This is a genomic window from Rhodococcus sp. (in: high G+C Gram-positive bacteria) (assembly GCF_049591685.1).
In the GTDB taxonomy this organism is placed as follows: domain Bacteria; phylum Actinomycetota; class Actinomycetes; order Mycobacteriales; family Mycobacteriaceae; genus Rhodococcoides.
Genome location: NZ_JBAWFH010000578.1, coordinates 1 through 11,821 on the forward strand (window position 1 = coordinate 1; position 11,821 = coordinate 11,821).

The following is an 11,821-nucleotide window of genomic DNA, read 5'->3' on the forward strand; positions in this document are numbered from 1 at the left end:
GGGTGCGGCGACGCCACCAGCGCCGTCGGTCCGTTCTACTGCCCCGCCGACTCCACCGCCTACTTCGACACCAGCTTCTTCCAGGTGCTCGTCGACCAGTACGGATCCAGTGGCGGGCAACTCGCCCAGGAGTATGTCGTCGCTCACGAGGTGGGCCACCACATCCAGAATCAGTTGGGCGACATCGGCCGCGCCCAGGCCGATCCGCAGGGCCCCGAGTCCGGCGCGGTGCGCGTCGAACTCCAAGCCGATTGCTACGCCGGAATGTGGGCTCACCATGCAGCAGTGATCCCCGACCCGAACACCGGGGAACCGTTCCTGGAACCGTTGACCGACACCGATATTCGCGACGCCCTGTCCGCGGCATCCTCGGTGGGCGACGACCGGATTCAGGAGGCCTCGAGCGGACGCGTCAACCCCGAGGGATGGACACACGGATCGTCCGAGCAGCGTCAGTCGTGGTTTCTCACTGGGTACCGAACCGGACAGGTCGGGGCGTGCGACACCTTCTCGGCACGCAATCTCGACAGCCCACCGGCATTTTCGCGGTAGCTGCCTTCAGAACAACGTCAACGCGGGACCGCGTTGCGCCGCAACATCGATCGGCTCAGCAGGCGTATTGACGGGCAACGACCTGGTCTCCCCCACCCCGAATCCATGCTGTTCGAGTAGCGGGTCGATCCTGCCGCGTAACCATGCCTTGTACTCCGGGGTGACGTAGGCACCTTGGCCGTAGAGCTGACGGTAGCGCCGGACGAGTGCAGGATGGTTGTCGGTCAGCCACGTCATGAACCAGTCCTTGGTGGACGAACGGAGATGCATGGGCATCGCGGAGACCGTCGACGCACCCGCCTCTGCCAGAGCGCCGAACAAACCGTCGAGCTGCCTCGCCCCGTCGGTGAGGAAAGGGATGACGGGGGCAACGAGGACACTGCACGGCAACCCTGCGTCTCGCACAGCGCGAATCAAGTCGAGACGGGCACGCGGACTCGGCGTACCCGGTTCGAGTTGCTTCTGAAGGTCTGCATCGTGAATGGCGAGGCTGATGCTGATGTGTACGTCCACCTGCTGTGCCGCGAGCGTGAGAAGGGGAAGATCACGCCGCAGCAGAGTGCCCTTGGTGAGGATGGAGAACGGAGTGCCGGATTCTGCCAGCGCTCGAATGATGCCCGGCATGAGTCGATAGCGGCCCTCTGCTCGTTGATACGGATCGGTGTTGGTACCGAGAGCAACAGGTTCGCGTTTCCATGACCTGCGGGCCAACTCTTTGCGCAGAACCGCTGCAATGTTGGTCTTGACGACGATCTGCGTGTCGAAGTCGTTGCCCGCATCCAGGTCGAGGTACTCGTGGGTGGGACGGGCGAAACAGTAGCGGCACGCATGCGAGCACCCGCGGGACGGATTGATGGTCCAGGCGAACGGCATCGCACTCTCACCGGGGACTTTGTTGAGCGCGCTCTTGCACAGCACCTCGTGGAAGGTGATGCCCTCGAACTCGGGCGTCTGCACGCGCCGCACCAGGCCCGAGCGTTCGAGGCCGGGCAGCGTTCCCTCGTCCACGGCGTCGAGTGTCTGACCGGCCCATCGCATGCACACAGTCGAACATCTGTTCTACGTCATGTCAAGGTGGACGCCCGGCGCAAACCCACCACGGGCAGTGCACAATTCGCGCCTCCGTGACGGCGATGCCGGCCTCGTGGGCGCAACCGATAGCGTGTAGGCGAGTCGGAATCATCCAGTCCACTCACACAGAGTCCATCCCCCAAGAGGAGCGTTGCGCACGTGACTGCACCCATCTCGCCCACCCTCGAGCCGATCCTTCGGCTCGGTATCAGTCTGGGCGTCTCGATCGACGTCGGCGCAGTTCCCCTCGGTTCACGCGTGGTGATTCCAGTCCTCGGCGGTGCGGCACCGGGCCCGGACATCGAGGGAACACTTACCGGATCCACCTCGATCGTCGAAACCACACGCGCAGACGGCTGCACCGAGATCGACGCCGACCTGACCCTCGAACTGACCGCAGGAGGGTATTTGTCGTTGAAGTACCGCGGATTCCAGTTCGGGCCCGCAGAGGTCATCGAATCATTGAGCGGCACCGAGGAAATCGACCCGGGCAGCTACTACTTTCGGGGGACCCTCGAAGTGTCGACGTCGGTGGCCCAGTTCACGTACCTCAATCGCGCCCTTGTCGTCACGTCGGGTTCGCGTTCCGCAGAGTCCATCGTGCTCGACGCCTTCCTGGTCACCTAGGACGTCAGCTCGGCGACCTCTCGGTCGGTCAGGGTTGCGAGCGGTGTTCTTCCCGCCGACTTGACCGACTCGACAGCCCGATACAGCGGCCGCTCGCCGAGGCCGGCGTCGCGCGCCTCGGCCTTGAGTTGGTCCACGAGCACCGACGCTATTGCCGCCGCGGGCACCAGCTCGCTCGTCCACAGCGCGTCGGCGAGTTTTCGGAGCGAGAGGATGGGCAGTTCGCGGCCCCCACCCTGGGTGTACAGGGCGAGCGCGATGGTGACCCTCGCGGTGCCGTCGTACAGCCGGAGCGATACCTGGTCGATGCGCGCGGTCCTGACCTGCACCTCCGCCGTCACCAGGGCCGGTACCGACAGCTTCGTGGTTCGGATCCCACCGCGGGCGTGAATGACGTTGTCGGCGATCCAGATTCGGCGCCGCGAGCCCAACCACGCGGCCGCTGCAGTCGGGACGGCGACCACCAGTCCGAGTGCGACGGCCACCACCAGCGGTAGGAAGATGCCGGCGATCAGTGCCATGACGCATCCGACGACGATCGCGCCCAGAGCGAGCTTCCTCAGTCGAGGTGCGACAAGTTCGGCAGGCACCAAATCCAGCGCGACCGAATCTCCGGCGCGCCCGTCAGTCGGCAAGGCCGGTCTCCACGTGCCGAACGACGTCGGACAGGGCGACGTCGCGCTGCTCTCCCGTCGCCAGTTCCTTGACCACAATTGTTCCGTCGGCGAGTTCCTTGTCGCCCAACACGAGTGCGTAGCGCGCACCCGAACGGTCCGCTGCTTTCATGGCACCCTTGGCGCCGCGGTTTCCGTACGCCATGTCGACGCGAATGCCTCTACTGCGCAACCGGCCCGCGATTGCGACGATCTCTGCTTTGGCGTCCGCCCCGAGCGGCACACCGAACACTTCACATCGCGCCGTCGAACCAGCGGTCTTGCCTTCGGCGGCCAGCGCCAGCATGGTCCTGTCGACGCCGAGGCCGAAACCGATACCGGACAGTTCCTGTCCGCCGAGTTGTGCCATCAGTCCGTCGTAGCGTCCGCCGCCACCGATACCCGACTGAGCGCCGAGACCGTCGTGCACGAATTCGAACGTGGTCTTCGTGTAGTAGTCGAGTCCGCGAACCATGCGCGGGTTCACCACGTACGGCACGTCGAGCGCGTCGAGATGACGGAGCACCTCGTCGAAATGCGCTTTCGCCGTGTCGGAAAGGTGATCGAGCATGAGAGGAGCGTCGGCGGTCATCGCACGAACTTCGGGCCGCTTGTCGTCGAGGACACGCAGCGGATTGAGTTCGGCACGGGTGCGCGTGTCGGCATCGAGCGGAAGCGCGAACAGGAACTTCTGCAACAGCTCTCGGTATTGCGGCCGACATGTCTCGTCGCCCAGGGACGTGATTTCCAGTCTGAACTCGCTGAGCCCGAGGCTCCTGAATCCAGCGTCGGCAACCGCAATGATCTCGGCGTCCAGCGCGGGGTCGTCGATACCGATGGCCTCGACTCCGACCTGCTGCAGCTGGCGGTAGCGTCCGGCCTGCGGACGTTCGTACCGGAAGAACGGCCCGGCGTAGGCGAGCTTGACCGGCAGCGCACCTCGATCCAGACCGTGCTCGATGACGGCGCGCATCACACCGGCAGTTCCTTCCGGCCGCAACGTCACCGAGCGGTCACCCCGATCGGCGAAGGTGTACATCTCTTTGCTCACGACATCGGTGGACTCCCCGACTCCGCGGGCGAACAAGCCGGTGTCCTCGAACACGGGCAGTTCGATATGGCCGTACCCGGCATTGCGCGCCGCGGTCAGCAGCGCCTCGCGAACAGCAACGAACTCCGCGGAATTCGGTGGTACGTAATCGGGAATGCCCTTGGGCGCAGAGAATGTCGTCGGCTTGCTCACGGTCACAGTTTTCCTTGTTCAGGGCCTGGGAGTCCAACGAGAAACGGATTGGCTGCTCGCTCCTGGCCGATCGAGCTCTGCCCTCCGTGTCCGGGCAGGATGACGGTGTCGTCCGCGAGCGGCAGCAGGGACCGCTCGATCGATCGCAGGAGCTGATCATGATCGCCACCGGGCAGATCCGTACGACCGATCGACCCCGCGAACAACGTGTCGCCGGTCAGTGCGACGGACAGGGTGCCGTCCGGGGTGTCGACGTCGACGGTGAACACCACCGATCCCTGAGTGTGGCCGGGCGTGTGCACGACGCCGAACGTGATTCCGGCGAGTTCGAGCGTCGAACCGTGGATCAGCTCGCGGACCTCGCCCGGCTCGGCGAACTCCTTGTCGCCGAGCAGAGCAGCAAGTGTGGGCCCGGTTCCGCGCAGCGGATCGGACAGCATGAACCGATCGTCGGCGTGAATGTATGCCGGGATGCCGAACTTCTCGCACACCGGCTGGACCGACCAGGTGTGATCGAGGTGACCGTGCGTCAGGAGTACCGCGACCGGCGTGGTGTCCGACTCGTTCAAAAACTGCAGCAGGGGCTCCGTCGCGTCCTGGCCTGGGTCGACCACCACACATTCGGGGGAACCGTCGTGGGCGAGCACGTAGCAATTGGTCTGGAACATTCCCGCCGGGAATCCGGTGACGAGCACAGCTGACGCTCCTATATCGGTACGGGCAGGTCCCGCACAGCCTAGTTGCACCCTGTTCACCTGCGCGTTGCCCGTGCCTTCAACGAAATCGGTCATGCCCGTAGGACGGTTCTCAGGATGTAATGGCACACTCACTGACGGCCGGTCACCGGCCGGGAGCAGCCGAATCGTGTCGACCCAGGGTCGCCGAGACGGCAGTCGACAAGTGGACAAGCAGGAGGACACGTCAATTGCCCAGCAACGAGCAAAGACGCGAAGCGGCCAAGCGCAAGTTGGAACGGCAGCTCGAACGTCGGGCCGAGCGCGCCAAGAAGCGCAAGCAGCTGACGATCGCGGGGTCCGTACTCGCTGTCGTGGCCGTCGTGGGAGCCGTCGCGGTCGTGTTCGCACTCACCCGCGGCGGTGACGACACGGAGAACACCGCGTCCGCCGCCAACGCGTCCGCGACTCCGAACGGCGACACGCTGATCGCCGACGGACGCGCCGAGCCCCTGCCCGAGACAGTCGACTGCGCGTACCCGGCCTCGGCGCAACCCGCCGCGAAGGAGAACACGCCTCCGCGTACCGATGGCGTGCCGACGTCCGACGAGCCACTGAGCTACAGCATGGAAACGACGCAGGGCAACATTGGGCTGACGCTGAACAACCCGCAGTCGCCGTGCACCGTCAACAGCTTCGTGTCGCTGGCCAACCAGGGATACTTCGACGGCACCACCTGCCACCGGCTGACCACCGGATCGGGTCTGCAGGTTCTGCAGTGCGGCGACCCCGCCGGGACGGGCATGGGCGGCCCGGGGTACGAGTTCGCCGACGAATTCCCGGCAGACCAGTACGCCGAGGCAGATCCGGCTGCGAGCGAACCGATCTCCTACCCCCGCGGCACCATTGCGATGGCAAACGCAGGCCCAGGCACCAATGGAAGTCAGTTCTTCCTGGTCTATGGCGATTCGACCCTGCCACCTGCCTACACGGTGTTCGGCACGATCGACGAGACCGGCCTCGAAACGCTGGACAAGGTTGCTGCAGCGGGCGCGGAAGGCGGCGCATCGGACGGCAAGCCTGCACTTCCTGTCGATATCACCGGCTTGGTGACCGACCTGTGATTCGTTCCGCATCTTTGCTCGTCGCGGTCGGAGCAGCAGCAGTGCTCGTCGCGGGCTGTTCCTCGGACTCGTCGGACAGCGCTGCGCCCGACTCCACGTCGGCCGCGGCGTCGACCACCAGTGCGTCGAGCAGCACCGCCTCGGCGCCCCTGGACATGAGCCGATTCGGCGTTCTCCCGCCCGTCCCTGCACCCGCCGCGTCGACAACCACGTGCTCGTATCCGCAGGCGACACCGGCCATAAGGGAGAACAGCCCTCCTGCCACCGACGAGGTGTCGACGGTCGGCACCGTTCCAGTCGCGATGACCACGAATCAGGGACCGATCGGGCTGACGCTCGACCGCGCCGAGGCACCGTGCACGGTCAACAGCTTCGTCTCTCTCGCCTCGCAGGGCTTCTACGACGACTCACCCTGCCACCGTCTGACGACCAGTCAGGGGCTGCAGGTTCTGCAGTGCGGAGATCCCTCCGGCAACGGCAATCGCGGTCCCGGCTACGAGTATGCAAACGAGTACCCCACCACGGCGTACCCAGCGGGAGACCCTGCAGTGTCCAGCCCCGTCGTCTACCCGCGCGGAACCATAGCCATGGCCAATGCCGGACCGGACACCAACGGTAGCCAGTTCTTCCTTGTCTACGCGGATTCCGTTCTCCCACCGCAATACACGGTGTTCGGCACGATCTCCGAAGAAGGCCTGGCGACGCTCGACGCCGTGGCCGAGCAGGGCGTGGCCACAGCCGGCGAGGACGGTGCCCCCAAAGCATCCGTGACGATCGAGACCGTCAGCTCCTAGTCACACACGCCTGATCACACACGCCTGATCACACACGCAGCCGGTCCGAGTGGAACGCCACTCGGACCGGCTGCGAGCGTCATGCTGCCGACGTCAGGCGGTAGACGTCGTAGACGCCTTCGACGTTGCGCACCACGTTCAGTACATGACCCAGATGCTTCGGGTCGCCCATCTCGAACGTGAACTTGCTGATCGCCACGCGGTCGCCCGAAGTCGCCACCGACGCCGAAAGGATGTTGACCTTTTCGTCGGCCAACGCCTTCGTGACGTCAGACAGCAGCCGATGCCTGTCCAGTGCCTCGATTTGGATGGCTACGAGGAACACCGATGACGCCGACGGCGCCCATTCGACATCGATGAACCGCTCGGATTGCTCGCCGAGGGATTTCGCGTTCGTGCAGTCGGTCCGGTGCACGCTCACCGAGCCACCGCGGGTGACGAATCCGAGAATCTCGTCGCCGGGCACCGGCGTGCAGCATTTGGCCAACTTGGCAACGACGCCTTCCGTTCCGGTTACGAGAACACCGGCGTCTCCGACCTGACGGGGACGGGTCGGAATGGTCGACGGGGTGGACCGCTCGGCGAGTTCTTCCTCGACGTCTCCCACGCCGCCCAGGTGGGCGACCAACCGCTGTACGACGTGCTGGGCCGACACGTGACTCTCGCCCACCGCTGTGTACAGCGCCGAAACGTCGACGTAGCGCAGTTCGTGCGCGATGGCCGACATCGACTCGGCGTTCATCAACCGCTGCAGCGGCAAACCGCCGCGGCGAACCTCCTTGGCGATCGCGTCCTTGCCCGCTTCGAGGGCTTCTTCGCGACGTTCCTTTGCGAACCACTGGCGGATCTTGGTCTTCGCGCGCGGAGACACCACGAAGCCCTGCCAGTCCCGGCTGGGTCCCGCCGTGACGGCCTTGGAGGTGAACACCTCGACCACCTCGCCGTTGTCCAGCGTTCGTTCCAGTGCGACGAGCCTGCCGTTGACGCGGGCACCGATGCACCGATGCCCCACCTCGGTGTGCACGGCGTACGCGAAGTCGACGGGACACGAACCCGCAGGCAGGGTCACCACGTCACCCTTCGGGGTGAACACGAAGATTTCCTTGACCGCGAGGTCGTAGCGCAGGGATTCGAGGAACTCGCCCGGGTCGGCGGCTTCCCGCTGCCAGTCGAGCAGCTGACGCATCCACGCCATGTCATCGACTTCGGCGTTGTCGCCTCCGTGCTTGCCGCGGGTTTCCTTGTATCGCCAATGAGCGGCGATACCGAACTCCGCCGTGCGGTGCATGTCCCGAGTACGGATCTGCACCTCGAGCGGCTTGCCCTCCAGGCCGACAACGGTGGTGTGCAGCGACTGGTAGACGCCGTAGCGCGGCTGCGCGATGTAATCCTTGAAACGGCCCGCCATCGGTTGCCACAGCGAGTGCACGACGCCGACGGCGGCGTAACAATCGCGAATTTCGTCGCACAGGATTCGGACGCCGACGAGGTCGTGAATGTCGTCGAAGTCGCGTCCTTTGACGATCATCTTCTGGTAGATCGACCAGTAGTGCTTCGGCCTTCCCTCGACGGCGGCACTGATACGCGATGCGGAGAGGGACGCGTTGATCTCGGCGCGCACCTTTTCGAGGTAGGTGTCGCGGGACGGAGCTCTGTCGGCGACCAAGCGGACGATCTCGTCGTACTTCTTCGGGTGCAGGATGGCGAACGCGAGATCTTCGAGTTCCCACTTGACCGTTGCCATACCCAGGCGGTGAGCGAGCGGTGCGATGACCTCGAGCGTTTCCTTGGCTTTGCGGGCCTGCTTCTCCGGGGGCAGGAATCGCATGGTCCGCATGTTGTGCAGCCGGTCTGCCACCTTGATGACGAGCACCCGCGGGTCGCGCGCCATCGCGATGATCATCTTCCGGATGGTCTCGCCCTCGGCTGCCGTTCCGAGTGCGACCTTGTCGAGTTTTGTGACACCGTCGACGAGGTGCGCGACCTCATCACCGAATTCTTCGGTGAGCTGCGCCAGCGAATAACCCGTGTCCTCCACGGTGTCGTGCAGCAGGGCCGCAACCAGCGTCGTGGTGTCCATGCCGAGCTCGGCGAGAATGCTTGCGACGGCGAGGGGATGTGTGATGTACGGGTCGCCGGACTTGCGCATCTGGGTGGCGTGACGCTCGTCGGCGACGTCGTATGCGCGCTGCAACAGCGCGAGATCCGCCTTCGGATACAGCTCACGATGGAGGCTGACGAGCGGTTCGAGGACCGGCTTGACGGCGGTGTTACGTCCCGCCGTGATGCGGCGGGCCAACCGTGCACGCACCCGCCTGGATGCGGAACTCGGTACCACCGGCGCAGCGCCTCGGCCGGTCACGGGCTGCGTCGGTTCGGGCGCGGGCACCGGTGGGGTCACCGCATCTGCATTCGACGCGGGCGGTTCTGGCAAGGGTTGGTCGACATATCGGGTCACTGTGTTCGCCTCCTGCCACGTTGTCCGCGTTCCGGTCCGCCGGAACGAGCCACGGAACGGCCCGCGTGCGGAACTGGAACGCAGTAGGAACCGACTTTAGTCCTCATACCTGGCGGAGGCAGGTGAGCGGGTAACCCCCGCACCTGTTGCGTCCGCCGAGGGCCGAGATCTCCAGGACAACGGCAGCTCCGACGACATGGGCTCCGCGAGAACGGACCAGCTCGACGGTGGCGGCTATCGTCCCGCCGGTGGCGAGGACATCGTCCACGACGAGCACTCGCCGACCCGCGATGTCGATGTCTTCCGGGATCTCGAGCTCGGCAGAACCGTATTCGAGTTGGTATTTCTGGGAAACCACCGGCGGCGGTAGCTTGCCCGCCTTGCGGACGGCTAGAACACCGCATCCGAGTGTCAGCGCCACGCCCGCCCCGAGCAGGAATCCACGAGCGTCGATGCCGGCGACGAGGTCGGCGTCCGAGCCCGCGGCGGCGAGCGCAGCCACCGTGGTGGCCAAGCCCTCCCCGTCGGCGAACACCGGCGTCAGATCCGCGAATCGCACTCCTGCGACCGGGAAGTCGTCCGCCCACCGCACGAGACGGTCAATGTTCGTGGCGGCCGCTGCGGTTGGGTCGGCCGGGTGCTGCGAAGTCGAGTTGCTCACCGCAGAAGTATCCACCGATCCATGTTCCACCCCGCACCCGAGGCAGTCGGATTGACCACGACATTGCTCATCCCGTCGGCCACCGCGAGGGTGCGTGGCTGATTGAACAGCGGCAGCGTCGGCAGCTCGTTCCACAGAATGCGCTCGCCTTCCGTCGCGACCGCGAGGGCACTGGCGTCGACGGTTTCGACGGCCAGTTGATCGACGATGGCGTCGACGCGGCCGTTGGCGTAGCCACCGACGTTGCTGCCCACACCACTGTGCAAGCTGTACCGCGCGGACTCGTCCGACACGGCCCCGGCTGCACCGGACGCCGATGCGGTGGAGCCGAGTACGACGTCCACCGAACCCGAGCGCAATGCAGTAGGTCCGAAGTCGGCCGAGCTCGCGTCCTCGACGACGATGCCTGCGGGGGCGCACGCTGCGGCGATGTCGGCGACGATTTCGGCCCGTCGCGGATCGGGTCCGAGATATCCGACGCGTACGGCCGGTGCGGCGACGTCACCGCCCGCCAGTTCGGCCTGTGCAGCAGCGGCGTCCGCTTGGCGGTACCGACCCTCGGCCGTCGCCGCCACCGGCGCATACAACAGCGTGTTCGGTTGAACGAGCCGCGAATCGACAACCGCAGATCCGATTCCGGTCGTCTTGTCGAATCCGGGGTGACCCGCGGTGTCGAACAATTGCTCGCGCGGTACGCACAGGGCCAGCGCTCGCCGGGCGGCCGAGGACGCCAACGTGCCGTTCGTTGCAAACGTCAACTGCTCGACTCCGTGTGATGGGTACGGCGTGGTATCGAATCCCTCGGCGGGAAGGTCGCTGCCGCTGCCGTGATCGACAACTTCGAGATCGCCCGCGTCGGCCTGGGCCTGCAGATCAGTTCCCTTCGGCCGGACTACAATGCGTTCGGTCGCGGGCGGAACGCCCCACCATCGCTCGTTTGCGACGAGCACCAGACCGGTCTCCTGGGTGTACGAATCGACCCGGTACGGACCGTTCGACGGCAGCAACGCGACGTTGACGGACCCTGGGGTCAGCGTCCACCCGGTATTCCAGAAATCGGCAATTCGTCCGATCGCATCCAGATCGCCGGCAGCAATCGGATCGACGACGTTCGGCATCCCGACAACCCTGGCCGCGACGTGCGCGGGCAGGAGTTCGGTCGCCCCGAAGAGGCTGCGCCAACCCTCGTAGGCGCGGCCCGGCCGGTAGGTGACCACCGCCTCCTTGCTGCCGGCCACGCAGTCCACCCGTTCGATGTCCGAGTACCCGGCGCTGGACGCAGCGTCGAACAGCTGCAGGTCGTTCTCGCTCGAGGCGAACCGGCCACTGTTCGCAGCCCAGGTCAGGACGATGTCGTCGCAGGTCATGGGCACACCGTCGGAGTACGTGGCCTGCGGGGCGATGGTGTACGCGACCGTCAGAACGTCTCCCGGCACAACTCGGACTCCGCCGACATCGTTGTCGGAGAGGGCCTCCCCTTCAGGTCCGAGATAGCTGAACCCGGTTTGTACGCGAGGAAAGGCCTGCCTCGCTCCGGATGCAGCTCCGTCGACGGTCTGCGCGTTGTACGTGGTGAGCGTGTTGTCGATGGCGTAGCCGATCGACGGCACCTGGTCTTCCTCGGCGGTGCACCCGGCGAGGGCGCCGGCGGACACTACGGCAGCCACCACGGCTGCCGCAGTCCGAACTCTGATGACTCGCGCAGTCATCAGCGCCTCTTCTTGGCGCGCTTCCCCGTCGGCCTCGAGCCGACCCGAGGAGTGACGGGAGCGCTCGCATCGGTTCCGGCGCCTGCGGTGACCAGCTCGGCCCTACCGACTCGGTTCGCAGCTTCGGCGCGCTTGGCGAGAACTTTCTTCGTGTGCACCGCCACCGGCCCCCACTTCTCCTTCAGCGTCACCAGCAGCGGAGTTGCGAAGAAGATGGACGAGAAAGTGCCGACGATAATTCCGACGAACTGGATG

11 protein-coding genes and 1 pseudogene are annotated in these 11,821 nt (G+C 65.6%); 4 read left to right on the forward strand and 8 right to left on the reverse strand.

Translation table 11 applies throughout. The features are described 5' to 3' along the window. Positions 1 to 552, forward strand: a 552-nt coding sequence (gene ypfJ, locus WBQ44_RS23750; RefSeq protein WP_495569109.1) for a KPN_02809 family neutral zinc metallopeptidase, incomplete at its 5' end; no start/stop codon positions are given. 6 nt (positions 553 to 558) lie between these two features. On the opposite strand, the gene WBQ44_RS23755 is transcribed toward ypfJ, so the two are convergent. Next, positions 559 to 1,590, reverse strand: a complete 1,032-nt coding sequence (locus tag WBQ44_RS23755; RefSeq protein ID WP_495569110.1) for an Rv2578c family radical SAM protein — start codon at positions 1,588 to 1,590, stop codon at positions 559 to 561. A gap of 192 nt (positions 1,591 to 1,782) precedes the next feature. On the opposite strand from WBQ44_RS23755, the gene WBQ44_RS23760 reads away from it, so the two are divergent. Next, positions 1,783 to 2,250, forward strand: a complete 468-nt coding sequence (locus WBQ44_RS23760; RefSeq protein ID WP_495569111.1) for a DUF3237 family protein — start codon at positions 1,783 to 1,785, stop codon at positions 2,248 to 2,250. On the opposite strand, the gene WBQ44_RS23765 is transcribed toward WBQ44_RS23760, so the two are convergent. The 3 genes from WBQ44_RS23765 to WBQ44_RS23775 are packed head-to-tail and all read right to left on the reverse strand — an operon-like array spanning position 2,247 to position 4,841. Next, a complete protein-coding gene (locus WBQ44_RS23765; RefSeq protein WP_495569112.1) occupies positions 2,247 to 2,885 on the reverse strand; it encodes a hypothetical protein in 639 nt (212 codons plus the stop codon). The genes WBQ44_RS23760 and WBQ44_RS23765 overlap by 4 nt on opposite strands. Next, positions 2,875 to 4,146 (reverse strand): histidine--tRNA ligase, encoded by a 1,272-nt coding sequence (gene hisS, locus WBQ44_RS23770; protein ID WP_495569113.1) that lies wholly within the window; start codon positions 4,144 to 4,146, stop codon positions 2,875 to 2,877. Before hisS ends, WBQ44_RS23765 begins: the two co-directional genes overlap by 11 nt. A 2-nt stretch (positions 4,147 to 4,148) precedes the next feature. Continuing rightward, positions 4,149 to 4,841: an MBL fold metallo-hydrolase gene (locus tag WBQ44_RS23775; protein WP_495569117.1), complete on the reverse strand. Its 693-nt coding sequence runs from the start codon at positions 4,839 to 4,841 to the stop codon at positions 4,149 to 4,151. A gap of 230 nt (positions 4,842 to 5,071) precedes the next feature. Between WBQ44_RS23775 and WBQ44_RS23780 the strand changes: the two genes are divergently transcribed. Next, on the forward strand, positions 5,072 to 5,944 hold the full coding sequence (locus WBQ44_RS23780) for a peptidylprolyl isomerase (RefSeq protein ID WP_495569114.1): 873 nt from the start codon (positions 5,072 to 5,074) through the stop codon (positions 5,942 to 5,944). Further along, a complete protein-coding gene (locus WBQ44_RS23785) occupies positions 5,944 to 6,738 on the forward strand; it encodes a peptidylprolyl isomerase (RefSeq protein ID WP_495569118.1) in 795 nt (264 codons plus the stop codon). Before WBQ44_RS23780 ends, WBQ44_RS23785 begins: the two co-directional genes overlap by 1 nt. 79 nt (positions 6,739 to 6,817) lie before the next feature. Here the strand turns inward: WBQ44_RS23785 and WBQ44_RS23790 are convergent, their stop codons facing one another. The 4 genes and pseudogenes from WBQ44_RS23790 to WBQ44_RS23805 form a co-directional block, all read right to left on the reverse strand. Next, positions 6,818 to 9,127 (reverse strand): RelA/SpoT family protein, encoded by a 2,310-nt coding sequence (locus WBQ44_RS23790; RefSeq protein ID WP_495569119.1) that lies wholly within the window; start codon positions 9,125 to 9,127, stop codon positions 6,818 to 6,820. A gap of 172 nt (positions 9,128 to 9,299) precedes the next feature. Continuing rightward, positions 9,300 to 9,857 (reverse strand): adenine phosphoribosyltransferase, encoded by a 558-nt coding sequence (locus WBQ44_RS23795; protein ID WP_495569115.1) that lies wholly within the window; start codon positions 9,855 to 9,857, stop codon positions 9,300 to 9,302. Next, the gene (locus tag WBQ44_RS23800) at positions 9,854 to 11,566 is read right to left on the reverse strand and encodes an ABC transporter substrate-binding protein (protein WP_495569116.1); all 1,713 of its coding nucleotides are present in this window, start codon (positions 11,564 to 11,566) and stop codon (positions 9,854 to 9,856) included. The genes WBQ44_RS23795 and WBQ44_RS23800 overlap by 4 nt, the downstream gene beginning before the upstream one ends. After that, positions 11,566 to 11,821: pseudogene (locus WBQ44_RS23805) on the reverse strand (protein translocase subunit SecF); the annotation flags it as partial. The pseudogene WBQ44_RS23805 and the gene WBQ44_RS23800, both read right to left, overlap by 1 nt.